This window comes from Undibacterium sp. (assembly GCF_030683615.1).
GTDB classification, from domain to species: domain Bacteria; phylum Pseudomonadota; class Gammaproteobacteria; order Burkholderiales; family Burkholderiaceae_D; genus Undibacterium; species Undibacterium umbellatum.
Genome location: NZ_JAUXQE010000022.1, coordinates 311,989 through 329,318 on the forward strand (window position 1 = coordinate 311,989; position 17,330 = coordinate 329,318).

Consider the following 17,330-nt stretch of genomic DNA (forward strand, 5'->3'; position numbering starts at 1 on the left):
TGCTCGCCGGTGGGACTTTTGCATCCTTGAATTTTGCAAATACTTTTTTGAGAGGACTCAATATGAAAAAAATCATCATGGCAGCAGCCATCAATACAGTTTTTCTTGCCGGATACGCCAGTGCAGAAGATACCAAACCTGAGCATGAAGTCAGCTACAACGCAGCAGTGACTTCTGACTATCGCTATCGAGGGATTTCACAAACTCGCCTGCAAGCAGCATTGCAGGGTGGTGCAGACTATACACATAACCGCAGCGGCTTCTATGTCGGCGCATGGGCATCGACCATCAAATGGACCAAGGATGCCGGTGGTGGTGGCGATGTAGAAATTGATCTGTACGCTGGCAAGCGCGGTGAAATCGCCAAGGACTTCGACTATGACGTAGGCGTGCTGAGCTATGTCTATCCATCGAATGGCCTTGCTGTGAGCGCCAACACTACAGAAATCTATGGACAAGTTTCCTATGGCCCGGCCTATGCCAAGTATTCGCATTCAGTCACCAACCTGTTCGGCTTTGCTGACAGCAAAAATAGTGGCTATCTGGATCTGGGCGCGAATGTAGAAATCAGCAGTGGTCTGACGCTGAATCTGCATGCGGGCCGTCAACAAGTCAAGAACAATGGTGCTTTTAGTTATACAGACTGGAAGCTGGGCCTGACCAAGGATTTTGGTATCGTCACAGGTGCCGTGGCAGTAATCGGTACCAATGCCGGTGAAGTTGCTTATGCTTCTCCAGCGAATGGAAAATTCCTCGGCAAGACAGCCTTGGTAGTGAGTGTCAGCAAGACTTTCTAAGAACCCGTTCACGATCTTACTGCGCGTGCGTGATCGGGGCTCATGTGCTACTCCCGCTGACGCCCGCTCGCTACAGATCGTGAACAGGTTCTAAGTTGCGCGTGCTGAGCCAGCTTCGAGCCTGGCTCAGCATATTCAGGGTGATTTATGATAAATAAACCGCCCTGTACAGATTGACCAAAGCTAAATCACCAGCTACGTCCAGGTATATGAACCTGATGTTCGTCAGACTATGGGCGATTTTACTGACAAAACTCTGGCTTTGCATACAGGTAATTTTGTCGACTATGATAAGCACGGGCAGTTCGGCATTCGATCTACGGGCGTGCCTGATGCACTTGAGTAAATTTGCCTGCCTTTCCTTATTCCACAAGTTAAGCTCCATGTGAAATATCAACAGGCCGCTATTGGCCAGGACGGTTTTTGCGTCGGCATAGAAAGGTTTGGGAATATCGATAATAATGTCGTGAAACGCATTATTCTCACTTGCCAATTCCTGCTCCACCAGATCACTCGCCAGTTCACTGGACCTGGCACCAGCTTTCATTTCTGTACGCAACCAGTCAGCATGGTCGCGTTCCCTGGTGTACTGGTTTGCCTGCTTTTTCGCGCAGTTTTGCTTAAGGCTACGCTGATTAAGTCCTGCTCGTAAATTTTACCTCTTTGTGAATCAATGACTTATCAAAGGTAATGTCGTTATTCGGATACTTGTTCAGCATAGCCTTAAGCAGTAAGACATTCCTGCCGGCCAAAGCACGGCGCCTGGCCAGCCAGGTGGCGCTGATTTCCTGGCCAGGTGCCATGCTGTCACCAACGATTGTCAATATCATGGTTCAAGCACCACGTCCGAGTAGTAAGGGCATAGTCCCTGGGTGTGCCGACAAGCTCGAAAGCAGGTATTGCACTGCCACTAGCACGAGAATCAGGGCCAGAAATTTCTGCAAGCTTACGACCAGCACACTGTATTTCTTGCCCCTTGAAAACTTGTCAGTTTGCTGTGCGATCAACATGGAGAGCATGGTGACACAAACGTATGTCCACAATACAAGCAGGAAAATGTGCGGGGAATAGACAGTCCAGCCAATAGCGGGCAATGGCGTCACGGCCGGTGCGAAGATGACTAGCAAGAGCATGACAAAGACCAGGAAAAATTGGCTATTCATGTAGAATCTCTTGCTGCTAATGGGTGGTGAATACCATGCTGAACAATTCTGTCATGCCATATACCACCTCTTGATCGGCTGCCTGGTACTCACTTATTGCCAGGCCTTGTTCATAGGCTTGATTGAGGCCATTGCTGCAGAGTATGGGGTGAGGAAATAATTCTGTGGCTCTGAGCTGGCTGACAAAATTTCTGACCCTTAACACTTTTTCTTTCGCGGGAAAAGCATCCTCGCAACTCATGACGATCAAGGTGCGCATGCGGGGATTGGCGGCCTGGGCAATCTGCATGCGTGCGCTCAATTCTGCTTCTTGCAATTGATCAATCTGATCCAGATCAATCACCAGGATGGTGACATGTGCCGCAAGCAAGGCACTACGGCTACCCATGCAATCGCGTGCCTCGGCATCGATGACGATGTCATGATAGTGAAAACGTAGATTCTCCAATTCTGCCTGCATGCCCTTGCCACTGATCTGACGCGCCATGACTGGAGTGCAAGTACCAGAGTATCGGCGCATGATGCTCCAGTTCAGGGAGGCATGACGGGCATCATTGTCCAGCAAGATAAGCTTGCTGCCTGACAGCGTCCTCAAGGCAGCAAGGTTGTCAGCGACGATGGACTTGGCACGGCCGCCCGCGCCATGTGCAATGGTGATTATCATAAGTGGTGGTACAGTCAAAGAGTTCAGCGCACCATGCGCAGGGAGCGGAATTGGCCGGAGGCAGGAATAGACAGGGTCTTGGGTTTAACCGGCAAAGACAAGTTCGCCAATCTTTCCAGCTCGTTCGCCAGTTTTATTTTTCCTGTCAAGGACATGGCTGTCATAGGCAGGCGTAGCTCTTCCTGTATCAAGCCCTGCAAGGCCAGTGCAGCCTTGACGGGAGCTGGATTGGATTCAGAAAACAGCAAACGTATCAGAGGCTGCAATTCTGTAAACAAAGCCTGTGCTTCAGGGTAATGTTCAGTTCGCATCAACTCAAGCAATTGCACAAACAGATGAGGCTGGACATGAGCGGCCGCAGAAATGGCACCCTGTCCTCCCATACTCAGGGTGTCCATCAACATGCCATCATCACCGCACAATACCGTCAGATGACTGCAATTCACCAGCCCCATCATTTGCGTCAGGTTGCCACCGCTTTCCTTGATGGCGACGATGTTCGTCTGCTTTTCCAATGCAATGACGGTACTCAGATCGATATTCACACCTGTTCTGGCAGGGACGTTGTATAGAACAATGTCTTTCTCAGTCGCTCTTGCGATAGTCTCGAAATGCAGTCGCACACCTTCTTGCGAAGGGCGCAAATAAGATGGCGCACTCAGCAAAAAACCTTGCAGGTGTTGATTGGTATATGCCCGCACTTTTTCTGCCAGCAAGCGTGTGTCGCTACCGCTGATACCCATCAGTACCGGACAAGAATTCTTCGCTACTTCCAGCACCGCTGACAATAGCTGGCCTTGCTCATTTTCAGTGAGGGTCGCCGCCTCGCCTGTGGTGCCGCAAACTACCAGGCCACGTATGCCTGCAGCAATCAATTGCGTGGCCAGTTGCTGCACTTTATCCAGATCAGGTTTGCCCTGATTAAATGGCGTGACGAGCGGAACCCAGATGCCTTCGTAAATAGACATGATGAATAATTTCTAAAGTGAATGATTGAATCGCTATGTTTTTGATTCAGGCTGCCAAAAGTGGCGTGATTTTTCCAAATTCTGCTTGCGGTAAGACGCGCATGATATGGCTGATGATGGTATCGACCGAAGATTTGCTGAGACATAGCCATACCTTCATTTTGCTGGCATGGTCTATCGGTTTGACGCGCATGAACAAGACCAGGTCACCGCAAGACTTCAGTATCAAATGGCGCAATTCCGTGATACTTTCGGAGTCGACCGTGATACGCATGACGAAATCATTTTGTACCAATTTTACAGGCGTCTTGTACGTGACCAGGGGTTGCTGCAGCGCATAGGCGCTTTTGCGATGGCGATGATTTTCAAATAAAAATTTTTCGCGCTTGCATGATTTTAAAACGTCTGAATAATTTTCAGATGTGTGACCGGGATGCTGATTCATCGTAATCTCGTGTTGTTTGACACAATTCAAGATTAGCAGTCGCGGCGTAAATATTCTCTAAAAATTAGGGGTGAAAATCGTAAACATGATGTAAATTCTTTTCATCCTTGTGTTCCCTATTTTAACTTCACTGTTTCGCTTCGTTGAGCAATTGTGTCAGAGTCCCATGCAAATTTTCTGCTTGTATGGGCTTGTGCATCAGTATCAATCCAGCTGCTTTTGCGTCATCTGATAACTGTGGCGAGATATCGCCAGTGATCAATATTGCAGAAATCAGGTGATTGAATTCTTCCCTGAAATTATTGATGACGTCGATGCCGTTTTCATTGAGTTTCAGTCGGTAATCACAGATCAGTAAATCAGGGATTTTAATTTCTTCGCTGCACAGTGCCAACGCGCCTGCGCCTGAGGTAGCAGTGATGACGCGTGCATCCCATCGTTCCAGCAAGCCACGCATGGCCATCAGTATGTTTTCATCATCATCAATGACGACGATCAGGGCTTGCAGCAGCGATGCCGAATTGCTGGCTTTGCTGCGGCCATGCTTGTCCGTCATTTCCTGGCTGGCAGCCAGTGGCAGGCCGATAGCAAATGTCGAGCCGTGGTCAGGTTGCGATTGCAGCTTAATAGGGATGTTCAGGAGCCGCACCAGTCTTTGCACGATTGCCAGACCCAGGCCCATGCCCATGGTGCTGCGTCTGGATTCCTGTTTTCTTTCGACCTGGAAAAATTCTTCAAAAATGGTTTCCTGATCATGTGTGGAGATGCCGATGCCAGTATCTTCCACCGCAATTTGCAACTGCTGGTCAAACTCAAGACAATTGACCACGATGTGGCCAGTTGGTGTATAGCGTATTGCATTCGCAATCAGGTTGCGCAGGATTTGTTCGACCAGGTCGGCGTCACTGTTGACGATAGCCAGGCTGTGATGAATCTGGAATTGAAGCCCCTTGGCCAAGGCCTGCGGTGTGAACTCCACATCGAGTTTTCCTAACACTTCTGCGATGGCAAATTCCTTTAATTGTGGTTCCACGATTTGCGCATCCAGACGTGACAAGTCCAGCAGATTGGCAAACATATCATCCATGGTGCGTGCGCAATGCCTGAGATTATTGACGACAGGGCGCATTGCGGCAGGCAGTTCAAAATTGGTCAGTGCACCCAGGTACAAATTCAGTGCATGCATGGGCTGGCGCAAATCATGACTGGCAACAGCAAGAAAACGTGTCAGCTCACTTTGCTGCGCTTCCTGGCGCTTGTTCACTTTTAACAAGGCCAGATTGACTTTTTCCAGTTCCTCTTTTTGGGCACTGACTTCCATGGCCCTGAGCTTGATCTCAGCTTCAAGGTCCTGCTTTTGTTTTTTCAGGGTGCGCACATGCCATAGATAGACAGTCGTAATGATGACCAGAGCGAGCATTGCTGCGCCCAGCCAAATCCACAGACTCTGCCAGCAGGGTGACGCACTGCCATTGGCGGGTACAGTCGCACTGGCCACCTGCCAGTGGCAGGTTAGCATGGCAAAAGCGGTCAGCTGGCAAGTGCGGAAATGAGACATTATTCAAGTCACGTTCGAAAATCGGTATGGGGAGGCATAATGAGCGTAACTGCCAGTTCGGGCAAGAGCTGAAATACCTAAGTATGTGTTTTTTAAGGGAATTCTTGCCCACAATGGTAAAAACCCCACATTGTTATCCACAATGTAGGGCTTTCAGGGATGATGCCTGCGTCTTTTTAGTAGAGCCAGAGCTTGTCTGCATCCATTTGCAAATAATACTCACCCTGGTTGAGCTTGAATGGTGAATACGCACGCAAACCGCCCTCGGCATGACCAAACAGGCATTCCCAGCGATCACCCAGGTACATACAAGTGGTCAGTGGCAGCTTGATGGCATTTTCAGCGTGGCTATCGGTAATCCTGACTTTTTCCAGACGAATGATGGCGGTGGCGTCCTCACCGATATCCTTGCCGCGCACCGTGGCTTTCAACTGCTCGCCGTTGACACTGATGGTAGCCGTGTCGCCATTGCGCTGGATGATCTTGCCTTTGAGTTTGTTATTACTGCCCATAAATTCGGCAGTAAATAGTGTGTTGGGGGTTTCATACATGCTCTGCGGTGTACCCTGTTGCTCTATGACGCCATTGTTCAATAACAGGATACGATCAGAGATCGCCATCGCTTCGCCCTGGTCATGGGTCACCATCAACGCGGACAGGTTTAACCTGACGATGAGTTCACGCAGGAAGGCGCGTGCTTCTTCACGCAGTTTGGCATCCAGATTCGACAGTGGTTCATCCAGCAATATCACTGGCGGGTTGTACACCAGTGCACGGGCAATCGCCACGCGCTGTTGCTGGCCGCCTGACAATTGATGCGGGAAACGTTCGCCCAGATGACCCAGGCCGAGCTGACCCAGCACATCCCTGACCTTGTCATTGATTTCGCTGCTGCCGAGTTTGCGCAGCTTCAAACCATAGGCAACATTGTCGAATACGTTTTTATGTGGCCATAAGGCATAGGATTGGAATACCAAGCCCAGGTTGCGTTGTTCTGCCGGTACTTCCAGGCCCTTGCTGCCATCAAAAATGGCGCGTTCACCCAAAGTGATGGTGCCGGTTTTTGGCGACTCCAGCCCGGCAACTGCGCGCAGCAAGGTAGTCTTGCCGCTGCCCGATGGCCCCAGCAGGGCGACCACTTCGCCACGCTGCAAGTTCATCGATACCCCTTTCAGGATGGGGTTGGCGGTGGCTCCTGAACCATATTCCAGGGTCAAATTTTGTACGCTTAATTCAGACATGGTGTGCTCTCGTATATTTTTGTATTGCGATGCAATGAAGTTTTTATAGATGTCATCAATGACTCAATTTGACGCCAAAGCGCAGAGCCAGACCCAAACCTATGGCGACCAGAGTGATATTGATGAAGGACAGCGCCGCCACCAAGTCAACAGAACCACCCGCCCATAGCGAAACAATCAATGCACCAATGACCTCAGTGCCTGGCGACAGCAGGTAGACGCCGGTTGAATATTCGCGTTCAAAAATCAGGAAAACCATCAGCCAGGCACCCAGCAAACCAAACTTGACCAGCGGCAGGGTGACATCACGCGTGACCTGGCCACGGCTGGCACCGACGGCACGCGCCGCCTCTTCCAGCTCAGGGCCAACCTGCAGCATGGCGGCAGAAATCAGACGCAAACCATATGCCATCCACACCACGGAGTAAGCAATCCAGACCGAGAAGATGGTGGACCGCAAGGCGCGCAATTGCGGTATGAAGTTTTCTATCAACCAGACACAGAAGGCATTATCAAAACCTTTGAGGCCACTTTCCAGCCAGCTGGGCACAAACAGGAATACCCACAGGAAAGACAGGCCAGCCAGCAAACCCGGGACTGCGCGTGGCACCAGCACGCTGTAATCCAGCAGACGGGTAATGCCGTCAGGTTTGCGATGCATGGCCAGTGCGATACCTGCATAACACATCACTGCCAGGGCACCACCGATAATGCCTATCAACACGGTATTGAATATGCCTCGCATCAGGGAAGGTTGTTCCAGAATATCCTTGAAATGCTGCAGGGTGATCACATCTGCCAGCTTGACACCTTCGCCCCAGTAGGAGACAAAGGCACGCAAGACGATGCCGGACAACGGCAGCACGATAGTGAAGATCAGCCAGGCCGCCAGCACAGCAAAAGCCAGCCATTTCCATTTGCCCAGTGGCAGCGGCTTCTGGCGTGAACCCTTGCCCTTGATCGATACATATTTATTGGCTGACTTCAACAACCAGCGCTGTACCATGACAAGTGGCATGGTCACCGCCACCAGGCAGACAGCCGCCGCCGCCATCAGGTGATAGGAAGGCGTGCCCAGTTTATTGGTCAGCTTGTACAGATAAGTCGCCAATACCAGATGCCCTTCCGGGTCACCCAGCACCAGTACCAGGCCAAAAACTTCAAAACCCAGGAAGAACACCAGCACCCCAGCAAAGGCCAGCGCTGGCATGATCATGGGCAGGGAGACATGCATGGCAACCTGGAAAGGCGAGGCACCGGCTACCCGTGCAGCTTCTTCCACATCTGACCCCAGGCTCTTCAGGGCAGCAGAAGAATACAGGTAAACGTGTGGCACATGGGTCAGACCGGCGATCACGACTATGCTGAAGAAAGAATAGATATTCCACGGCTCAACACCGGTCATTTGCTTGACCCACAGTGTATAGAAGCCTACCGGCCCCATCGACACCACATAGCCAAAGCCCATCACCATGGGTGAGACAAAGATAGGCACCAGCAACATCGGTTCTATCCAGCTACGCCCGGGCAAGTCGGTACGTATCATCAGGAAAGCCAACAAGGCACCAAGTGGGACGGCGATGCCAGCCAGGCCGGAAGCGAGGATCAGGCCATTCCAGAATGCCTGGCGGAAATCAGGATCTTCAAAGATGAAACGATAAGAATCCAGACCCAGTTCTTTCACCGGAGAAAAGAAAGGTGCATTCAAAAAACTCTGGAATAAAATCAGAGACAGCGGCGTAAAAATCGCCAGCAGCGTCAGGGTCACAACCAGGCCACGCGGCCAGTTGAATTGCGACCACCGGCTGCGCGGAGGTAGACTCAGGGTGCTCATGCTTAGCCCTATGTAAATATTGATTTGTGGTAGCGGTGGGGAAATGCCACCAATTGCATTTGGCAATGCCAGTCAGCAACCGGCATTGCTACAGCCTCAAAGGCTTATTTTTTGCCTGCGGTTTCTTTCCATTGCTTCAGGAAAGCGAGTCGTTTGTTTTGATCCAGGTATTGCAATAACATCGGGTTCACGGGCAAAGGTTTGAGACCGACACCGATGATTTTCGCCAGATCAGAATACGTGGTTTCACCCTTGACATCGGCACGTATCGCATACAACTTGGCCTCATTGGCAATCATGGTCTGGCCACGTTTTGACAAGGTGTAATCCAGCCACAGTTTGGCAGCGTTCGGATGTTTGGCGGCCTTGCTGATGAACATCACACGTGACAGCACCAGTGTGTAATCCTGGGGAATTTGCACACCTATCGACGGGTCCTTGGCGGCACGTACCAGAGCGTAAGAACCAAGGATGTTGTAACCCAGCAGGTTCTCACCAGACGACAGGCGTTCCAGCATGGTGCCGGTAGAAGATTGCACACGCACGCTGACATTGCCGAAGGCTTTGGCCAGTTCCCAGAAGTTCTTGTTTTCACGGCTGTCCTGGGTGATGAACATGAAACCTACACCGGATTTTTCGATGTCGTAAGTAGTGACCTTGTTTTTGAATTTATCCAGCTTGCTATTGATGAGCTTGGCAAATTCGGCATGGGTCTTTGGGACTTCATCGGCTGTCACCATGCGTTTGTTATACACAAAGACGGCCGGTTCAAATGTCGTGCCGTAGGCAGAGTTATTCCAGATCGCCCACTGGGGTATGCCGCTGATTTCTGGCGATGCATATTGCAGGCCATAGCCGTCTGAAACCAGCTTGGTTTGCAGGTCCATGGCCGAGGACCACATCAGGTCAGCACTATTGCCACCGGCTGCCATTTCCGAGATATAGCGATTATAGACTTCGGTGGAATTCATGTCATTGTATTCAACCTGCACATCAGGATACATGCTGCGGAAATCCTTGATCAGCGATTCCACGGCCTTGGTATCGGTTGCACTGTAGATGACCAGCTTGCCCTCTTTTTTGGCACCGTCAACGATCTTGCTGTAATCCGCCGGATAGCCAGCCGGTGCTTGCGCCTGGGCATTCAGCATCATGATGCTGCCAACAGCAAGGGCGGCCATACTCTTGATGAAATAATTTTTTGCATGCATTTGTCTTCTCCTGTTATTGTTTATTTGGGTATTACGAATTTATACGGACTTGCTACTGGCAAAGGCTTAACGCACCATGCCAAATTCTTTTGCCTGCAGACGGTAATTGCTGACGGCTTTTTGTATGTAATCAGTCAGCTCCTTGCCTGTCATGGCGAAGGGGAACAGGCCATGGATTTTTCTCTGTTCATCAAAGGCGGGGGTAGTCATGGCTTGCTGGAAGTAGCTGACCCATTTTTGATAATCCCTGTCGCTGACCTGTGGGCCCATATAGACGCCACGGATAATCGGCCAGGTCACGTCGAAACCCTGTTCCCGCGCCGTCGGCACATGCGCCAGAGAGCCAGGCAGGCGGGCATCAGACAGCACGGCCAATACACGTATCTTGTCTTCACGGGCGTGCAGGGCAGCTTCAGAAGCATCACCAGATACTGCCTGCACATGATCAGCCAGCAAGGCAGTAAAAGATTCACCCCCGCCTTCAAAAGCCACCAGACGCATGGCTTTGGAGTCTATGCCCAGTTGCTTGCCTAGCTGGGCCATCTTCAGCCAGTCCTGGCTGCCTACTGTGCCACCAGCGCCGATAGCAACCGAGGCGGGCTTGCTCTTGATGGCATCCATCAGTTCGCGCAGGTTTTTGTAGGGCGAATCCTTGCGCACCGCGATCATGCCGTAATCAGTACCGATAGCCGCCACCCAGCGCACATTGCTGGCATCGGATTTACCAAACTTGCCTTCGGCCAGGTTCAGCAGCGAACCACCGGAATAGGCAACCAGGGTATTCGCTTCGGCTTTTCTTTGGGAAATGATGGTGGTCCAGGCGATAGCGCCTACGCCACCAGGCAAATAGCTAATCTGCATATGCTGACTGGCTGTCGCCTGCTGTGCCAATTTGCAGGTAAGGTCCATGCCCCCACCGGGTTTGGCAGGGACTATGCACATTGCCGTTTCTGGCTTTTCTGATGCCAATGCAGACTTTGCCGCGCCAACAGGCGGGCAGGCCAGCAGGCTGCTCAGCAAGAATGTCAGATAGATAGACCGTTGCATGTTAAGTCCATAGTGGATGGGTTACATGGATCATACCGAATTGAATCTTTCAGTACGCTTTCACAAACTACCGGTGCAGCTCACCGCAATATCACGCCATTTTTCCCGACGATGGTGAGCTCAACAAAATGCGAGCCATCATGGTCCTTGGGCCCATAGCTGACTTCCACCCCGCCCAGATCAACATCGCGCATGCTTTCCAGTGCCTGCAGCAATTTCTTTGAGTCTGGATTATTACCAGCACGGCGCAAGGCTTCTGCCATTAATTTGGCGGCAACATAGCCTTCGAGTACAGCATAGGACAAAGGCGGTGGACTTTTGCTGGATCTCAGCGCTTTTTGTAACTCCTTGACGACGGGTATGCCTATGTCACGCGGATAAGGCATGACCTGCATGACACCTATGCCGCGCCCTTCTGCCCCAAGGGATTTGAAGAAATCATCAGAATTGACATTTGAGAGCATCAGAAATTGCGGTCTTTGCCCCAGTTTTTGCATTTGCCGGATGAAGTCGGCACAGGCGGCTGGTGTACAAGCCATCAAGACTGCTTGCGGCGATGTTGCCGCGATACCGGCAACAGCAGTATCGACTTTCATTTCTTTCCTGTCGTATTTGGCAATGACGGCGGCACGCATATTGCGCTTTTCCAGATTGCTGACGAAGCCATTCAAGCCATCTTTGCCAAAGCTGTCATCCTGATGCAGGATGGCGACCTTGCTGATTTTGAGGTCAGCCAGCGAGGCCACCATCGTGGCAGCCTCATCCTGGTAGCTGGCACGCAGATTGAATACCTGAGCATGCTGGGGCTGATGCAGGCTTTGTGCACCGGAAAAAGGAGCAATCAAAGGTATCGCATATTTAGCCAGCAATGGCAAGATGGCTTCTATGGTGGGGGTGCTGCGGTAACCAAACAGGGCAATGGCATGGTCTTCATTGATGAGCTTCAGGGTATTTTCTTTGGTCAGCGCCGGATCGCGTTTGTCGTCATAGCTGATGAGTTCTATACTCTTGCCGTGGATACCACCCTGGCGATTCAGTGCATCGAAATATAACTGCGCACCTTCGCGGTTCTCCTTGCCTGTGGCCTGGCCAGATAATTCTACGGACTGGCCTATGACGATTTTGCCCCCTGCACTGGCGATGGCGGGGCAGATGAAACAGGCGAGCAGGAAGAAACTGAGGCGTAGGGGCTTCATATTGGTAGTCTCCGGAATTTTTTTGTAAGGGAGCATAGAGCCTGCAGGCTTTCAGTTTGCTTGCAATGATTGGGCTTTTGGGAGATTTGTGATGCGTGGGATATTCACGCGTTGGGTGCATTGAGACAATCTTAATAACGTCATTCCAGCGTGGGTTTGGCTGGAATCCAGCGGCTTGCGCTCCAGTGGCGTTTATTGAATTGCCGCACTTTGCTCAACGCGATTGCCCTTCGTGGATACAAGCCGGGTCTCGGCCCGGCAGCCGAAATACTTTCTTTGCGTCGCCAAAGTAAGTATTCAAAGAAAGGCGACCCAGGCGTAGCCGCCCCTGCGGGGTTCCCGTTTGTGCTGGACAAAAAATGGGAAGATCCGAAACTCGCTTCGCTCAGACAGCGGCTCTTCTTTTTCCATTTTCTGTACTGCACAAACGGCGGCTACACATGGGAACTGCGAAAGCCAAAAGCAACCCCAAAAGCAACGTCAATGCATCATCTATCCAAATTGCGCTTTACATTGCGGCTCAACAAATCAAAAGGGACGCATAAGCGTCCCTTTGTTGCTACCAAGATGAAATATGGCTACAACTTAAACACACTCACAGTCTGCACCAGCGCCTGCGATTGTTCCTGCAAGCCTTCGGCAGCGGCAGCCGCCTGTTCTACCAGGGCGGCGTTTTGCTGGGTCATTTCATCCATCTGAGTGATGGCCAAGTCGATTTGTTCTATGCCTGTGCTTTGTTCGACGGTGGCGGTAACGATTTCTGACATGATGTCGGTGATACGTTTGACGCTGGCGACGATGTCTTTCATGGCTTTGCCTGCATGACTGGCGAGTTCATTACCGGCATCGACCTGTTCTACGCTGCTGCCTATCAGGCCCTTGATTTCCCGGGCGGCGGTGGCGCTGCGCTGGGCCAGGTTACGGACCTCGGCGGCGACTACGGCAAAACCGCGGCCTTGTTCTCCAGCGCGGGCGGCTTCGACGGCGGCATTCAGGGCCAGGATATTGGTCTGGAAGGCAATGCCGTCAATGACGCCGATAATCTCGGAAATTTTGCGGGAACTGATATTGATGGCTTCCATGGTATGGATGACCTGATCGACGATGCCACCGCCATCCGTAGCCACCTTGCTGGCATCGTTGACAAGTTGATTGGCTTGCCTGGCACTGTCGGAGTTTTGTCTGACGGTGCCTGTCATTTGCTCCATCGACGAGGCAGTTTCTTCCAGGCTGGAAGCCTGGGTCTCGGTGCGGGCGGACAAATCCACATTGCCCCTGGCAATATCGTGTGTACCGGAATTGATATTCTGTATGCTATCCCTGACATTGCCGACTATGTCTATCAAGCTGACGCGCATGTCTTCCAGTGCTTGTAACAGGCGACCGGTTTCATTGTGGCCACCTGCGTCAGCAGGGAAACGCAGGTCGCCGCTGGCGATATGCTGGGCCACCACGATGGCTTGTTCCAGCGGCACGCTAACCGAGCGTGCAATGGCCCTGGCAAACAAACCTGCCACACAAATCAGCGCCATCATGGCTACTATCATGGTCCACCTGAGCTGGTAGAAATCGCTGATGCGCTGATCGAGTATGCGGTGTAATTCCTTGCAGGCTTCAGCATTTAGCTGGAATTGTGTGTCAATGGCACGGGTCGTCACCTGCACATATTCCACTGATGAAAATTCCATGGCCTTTGCCTTGGCAATATTTTCCGTGGCCAGTTTCATCGCGGCTGTGGCTTGTGCTGTGGCTTCTTTCATGAGAGAGCCGAGTTTTTTCTCGATATCGGGATTACTGAACACGGCTTTACTGAAAGAATTGTTCATTTGCTGGGTACGGTCCTGTGACCTGGCAATGAGGTCAGAGACGACCATCTTGTCTTCCAGCGTGGCTTCTTTCCTGGCCAGCAAACCAGCACCCTTGGCACGCATGCGCCCCAGCTCTTCAGTCAGATAGGGCTGGATATAGTATATGGCCTGTATCAACTGATAACTGTCGACACTGGGATCAAGACTGAGGCCGTAGTAGTCACCAATAAGATCATTCACGATCAGCAATTTGGGTACCAGGGCACTATGGGCCAGATAACTTGCGGGCACGTTGATGCTGGCTTTGCTTACTTGCTCGCGCAGAGTATGCCAGTCTTGCTCGGCGGCGCTCCAGGCTTCATTGATGGCCTTGTCGTTGATGATTTTGATTATGCCAGCCATACTGGAATAAGATGCATCGGCCTCTTTCTGCTTGGCTTCGCGTTTGTCTTTTTCACTACTGACACCGCCGAGTACCAGGGCGGACAAGCCACGATGTTGCTGCGTCAGTTGTACTGTTTTCAGTATTTGCGTCATGGCTGGCAGGCCTTGATTTTCTGCCAGTGCTGCGTCGAGGTTTTTGGAAGATTCGAGGTAGTAGAGGGTGGTTGGTATGGCAGTCAAAATAAGCGCTATCACACTCAATAGTACAAATTTTTGCCATAGCGACAACTTTGTCAATATTGATCTCATTCCAGCCTCCTGTTGCAGGATCTATAAGATTTTCTTGTCAGGCAGAGAGTTTATAAATTTATCTTAGACCAGGCATGACCGGAATGCGATCCGTATTTTTAGTTCCACTCGCTTTTCTTGTTAGAAATAGTTACACAAATAGTGACGCTTTTGTACCATGCTGGTAGCCTAGCGTGTATCTGGATTGAACAGGCTGTGTATGCGCATACTATTAGTTGAAGATCATGTCGAGTTATCCCACTGGCTGGCGAAGGCCCTCCGTGATGCGCACCTGACGGTAGAAACCGCCATGAACGGGGCAGACGCCGATGCACTGTTGCATACCCAGGAATATGCGCTGGTTATCCTTGATCTGAGTCTGCCCAAAATGGATGGCATGGATGTGCTGAAACGCATGCGTGCGCGCGGCAGCAAGACGCCAGTATTGATATTGACTGCCCGCGGTGGCCTGAGTGACCGGGTACAGGGTTTGAATTCTGGTGCGGATGATTACCTGCCCAAGCCTTTCGAGCTGGCTGAGCTGGAAGCGCGTGTCAAAGCCTTGCTACGTCGCGCCCAGGGCAATGAAGCTGTGACTTTAACTTGTGGCGCGCTGAGCTTTGATACCGTCACGCGACAATTCCATTATGACGGCCAGCCACTGTCACTGACACCGCGTGAATATGCGGTGCTGGAAACCCTGATCAGCCGCCCCGGCCAGGCAGTATCCAAGGACAAGCTATTTGATGAAGTATTTGCCCTTGATGATGATGCTAACCTGGATGCCATAGAAATCTATATCCACAGATTAAGAAAAAAACTCGACACCGTCAGCACTGGCAAGGTAGTGATCGTTACTCTGCGTGGCATAGGCTATTTGCTGGAAGCACGCTGATGTCCAGACCATACCGCCTGGGGAGTTTGCGCGGACAGTTTTTGCGCTGGTTGTTGATACCCCTGGTGTTGCTGGTGGCTTTGAATGCTTTTTCGGTTTACCGCAATGCCCTTGATGCGGCAGATCTGGCGTATGACCGTTCCCTCTTGTCTTCGGCGCGCGCTTTGGCTGAGAGAGTGCAGATCCTGGATGGCAAGGTCGTCGCCAATGTGCCCTATGTGGCACTGGACAGTTTTGAGACCGATACTTTAGGGCGTCTGTATTACAAGGTCACCGGCGTCAAGGGAGAATTTGTGTCTGGTTATGAAGACTTGCCGGATCTACCGAAGAACGTGCCGCGCTCAGAAATCTACCCTGCGCTGGTGCATTTCTTTCATGCTGACTATCAGGACCAGCCTGTGCGTATCGCCGCCCTGCACCAGCCCGTGTATGACGACCAGATGCGTGGTATCGCCCTGATAGAAGTGGGTGAAACCCTGGATGCGCGGCGCGGCCTGTCACGCAAAATCCTCATCGATACCCTGTTGCGCCAGGCGGCACTGGTGCTGGCGGTGGCGCTCATGGTGTGGGTGGCTTTGCGCTTCGTGCTCGCCCCTATCATGCAATTGCGCGCCGACGTAGAGGCGCGTGAACCTACCGACTTGTCTGATTTTGATCCGAATGTGGTGCACAAGGAAATACGCCCGCTGGTGAATGCCATGAATGCCTATATGGCGCGGCTGCAAACTTTGATCAATGGACAAAAACGTTTCATCGCCGACGCCTCGCATCAGTTGCGTACACCCTTGACGGTATTGAAGACCCAGGCCGAACTGGCATTACGCGAAAATGATGCGGTAGCCATGCGCCAGATAGTCGCCAGCATTGCCCAGACTACCGATGCCACAGTCCATCTGGCAAACCGCCTGCTGACACTGGCGCGCACTGGCCATGGCGCAGCGGCAGCAGAGCTGCAAGATGTCTTGCTGAACCAGCTTGCTCAAGAAGTTTGCCTGGAACTGGCCATGCCCGCCGTGCGCAAGCAGATCGACCTGGCGCTGGAAGCCGATGATGCCGTCTACTATCGTGGCAACATCTTATTGCTGCATGAAATGCTTAGCAACTTGCTCGACAATGCCATACGCTATACACCAGAAGGCGGGCGCATCATCTTGCATGTTTATCGGGACAATGGGCAGGCCATGATTGATATCCAGGATACCGGGCCAGGCATACCTGAAGCGGAACGCGAGAAAGTATTCCAGCCTTTTTACCGAGCATCTGCCAGTTCGGCAATCAATCCTGGCGGCACTGGCCTGGGTTTATGCATAGTCCATGACATCGTCAAACTGCATGGTGGCGAGATCAGCCTGACAAACGCCTGCCTGGAAGAAAACCCCCAATCAGAAACGTCTGGATTGCGTGTGCAAATCCGTTTCCCCATCTCTGACTAGCTGGTGTAGGATACTCAGTAGTAGTATCGGATTTAATATCACCATAGCGAAGGAGGCTTTTCATGGCAGATACTCCCCCACTGAAGATAGTGCAAGGCACGGCCTTGAACGATCAACAAAAGAAAGACCTGTTGCACCGTCTGGCCAGGGTAGAAGGGCAATTGCGTGGTGTGCAAAAGCTCATCGCCAAGGCAGCCGTGCCTGCAGACTGTGAGGCGGTAGCGCAACAGATGTCGGCAGCGCGCAAGGCGCTGGACCGCTCTTTCGTCACTTTGCTGACCAGCGCAGTTGTCACTCACGCAGAAAAAGCAGAGACTACCGAAGAGGCCATTGCCAGTACCAGGCGGCTGGCTTCTTTACTGGAAAAGTTTGCCTGATTGAAGTTGATAGAAGAGTCA

At 51.7% G+C, this 17,330-nt stretch carries 17 protein-coding genes; 4 read left to right on the forward strand and 13 right to left on the reverse strand.

Going from position 1 to position 17,330, the window contains the following annotated elements:
• The first annotated feature begins 62 nt into the window (after window positions 1-62).
• Window positions 63-797: a TorF family putative porin gene (locus tag Q8K39_RS12910; protein ID WP_305260723.1), complete on the forward strand. Its 735-nt coding sequence runs from the start codon at window positions 63-65 to the stop codon at window positions 795-797.
• A gap of 145 nt (window positions 798-942) precedes the next feature.
• Here the strand turns inward: Q8K39_RS12910 and Q8K39_RS12915 are convergent, their stop codons facing one another.
• The 13 genes from Q8K39_RS12915 to Q8K39_RS12975 all read right to left on the reverse strand — a co-directional run bounded on the left by Q8K39_RS12915 (window position 943) and on the right by Q8K39_RS12975 (window position 14,625).
• Window positions 943-1,356: a hypothetical protein gene (locus tag Q8K39_RS12915; RefSeq protein WP_305260725.1), complete on the reverse strand. Its 414-nt coding sequence runs from the start codon at window positions 1,354-1,356 to the stop codon at window positions 943-945.
• Window positions 1,357-1,432: 76 nt separating this feature from the next.
• Window positions 1,433-1,627 carry a hypothetical protein gene (locus tag Q8K39_RS12920; RefSeq protein WP_305260727.1) on the reverse strand — a complete coding sequence of 65 codons (195 nt, stop codon included), beginning with the start codon at window positions 1,625-1,627 and terminating at the stop codon, window positions 1,433-1,435.
• Between the two features lie 3 nt (window positions 1,628-1,630).
• On the reverse strand, window positions 1,631-1,960 hold the full coding sequence (locus Q8K39_RS12925; protein ID WP_305260729.1) for a hypothetical protein: 330 nt from the start codon (window positions 1,958-1,960) through the stop codon (window positions 1,631-1,633).
• Window positions 1,961-1,976: 16 nt separating this feature from the next.
• On the reverse strand, window positions 1,977-2,624 hold the full coding sequence (locus Q8K39_RS12930) for a hypothetical protein (RefSeq protein WP_305260731.1): 648 nt from the start codon (window positions 2,622-2,624) through the stop codon (window positions 1,977-1,979).
• 23 nt (window positions 2,625-2,647) lie between these two features.
• Entirely contained in the window at window positions 2,648-3,592 is a 945-nt protein-coding gene (gene dapA, locus Q8K39_RS12935; RefSeq protein ID WP_305260732.1) for a 4-hydroxy-tetrahydrodipicolinate synthase, read from the reverse strand.
• A gap of 46 nt (window positions 3,593-3,638) precedes the next feature.
• Window positions 3,639-3,866, reverse strand: coding sequence for a hypothetical protein (locus Q8K39_RS12940; protein ID WP_305260734.1), 228 nt, complete (start codon window positions 3,864-3,866; stop codon window positions 3,639-3,641).
• Window positions 3,867-4,164: 298 nt separating this feature from the next.
• Window positions 4,165-5,595, reverse strand: a complete 1,431-nt coding sequence (locus Q8K39_RS12945) for a hybrid sensor histidine kinase/response regulator (RefSeq protein WP_305260736.1) — start codon at window positions 5,593-5,595, stop codon at window positions 4,165-4,167.
• A 176-nt stretch (window positions 5,596-5,771) separates the two neighbouring features.
• On the reverse strand, window positions 5,772-6,836 hold the full coding sequence (locus Q8K39_RS12950; RefSeq protein ID WP_305260737.1) for an ABC transporter ATP-binding protein: 1,065 nt from the start codon (window positions 6,834-6,836) through the stop codon (window positions 5,772-5,774).
• A gap of 55 nt (window positions 6,837-6,891) precedes the next feature.
• Window positions 6,892-8,670: an iron ABC transporter permease gene (locus tag Q8K39_RS12955; protein WP_305260738.1), complete on the reverse strand. Its 1,779-nt coding sequence runs from the start codon at window positions 8,668-8,670 to the stop codon at window positions 6,892-6,894.
• Between the two features lie 104 nt (window positions 8,671-8,774).
• The gene (locus Q8K39_RS12960) at window positions 8,775-9,881 is read right to left on the reverse strand and encodes an ABC transporter substrate-binding protein (RefSeq protein ID WP_370868596.1); all 1,107 of its coding nucleotides are present in this window, start codon (window positions 9,879-9,881) and stop codon (window positions 8,775-8,777) included.
• A gap of 66 nt (window positions 9,882-9,947) precedes the next feature.
• The gene (locus Q8K39_RS12965; RefSeq protein WP_305260739.1) at window positions 9,948-10,928 is read right to left on the reverse strand and encodes a tripartite tricarboxylate transporter substrate binding protein; all 981 of its coding nucleotides are present in this window, start codon (window positions 10,926-10,928) and stop codon (window positions 9,948-9,950) included.
• Window positions 10,929-11,008: 80 nt separating this feature from the next.
• Window positions 11,009-12,124, reverse strand: a complete 1,116-nt coding sequence (locus Q8K39_RS12970; RefSeq protein ID WP_305260740.1) for an ABC transporter substrate-binding protein — start codon at window positions 12,122-12,124, stop codon at window positions 11,009-11,011.
• A gap of 578 nt (window positions 12,125-12,702) precedes the next feature.
• Window positions 12,703-14,625, reverse strand: coding sequence for a methyl-accepting chemotaxis protein (locus Q8K39_RS12975; RefSeq protein ID WP_305260741.1), 1,923 nt, complete (start codon window positions 14,623-14,625; stop codon window positions 12,703-12,705).
• Between the two features lie 199 nt (window positions 14,626-14,824).
• Between Q8K39_RS12975 and Q8K39_RS12980 the strand changes: the two genes are divergently transcribed.
• The 3 genes from Q8K39_RS12980 (at window position 14,825) to Q8K39_RS12990 (ending at window position 17,309) form a co-directional block, all read left to right on the forward strand.
• Entirely contained in the window at window positions 14,825-15,499 is a 675-nt protein-coding gene (locus tag Q8K39_RS12980; protein ID WP_186954371.1) for a response regulator, read from the forward strand.
• The gene (locus tag Q8K39_RS12985) at window positions 15,499-16,932 is read left to right on the forward strand and encodes a sensor histidine kinase (RefSeq protein WP_305260744.1); all 1,434 of its coding nucleotides are present in this window, start codon (window positions 15,499-15,501) and stop codon (window positions 16,930-16,932) included. The genes Q8K39_RS12980 and Q8K39_RS12985 overlap by 1 nt, the downstream gene beginning before the upstream one ends.
• A gap of 62 nt (window positions 16,933-16,994) precedes the next feature.
• Window positions 16,995-17,309, forward strand: a complete 315-nt coding sequence (locus Q8K39_RS12990; RefSeq protein WP_186954373.1) for a metal-sensitive transcriptional regulator — start codon at window positions 16,995-16,997, stop codon at window positions 17,307-17,309.
• Window positions 17,310-17,330 lie beyond the last annotated feature (21 nt).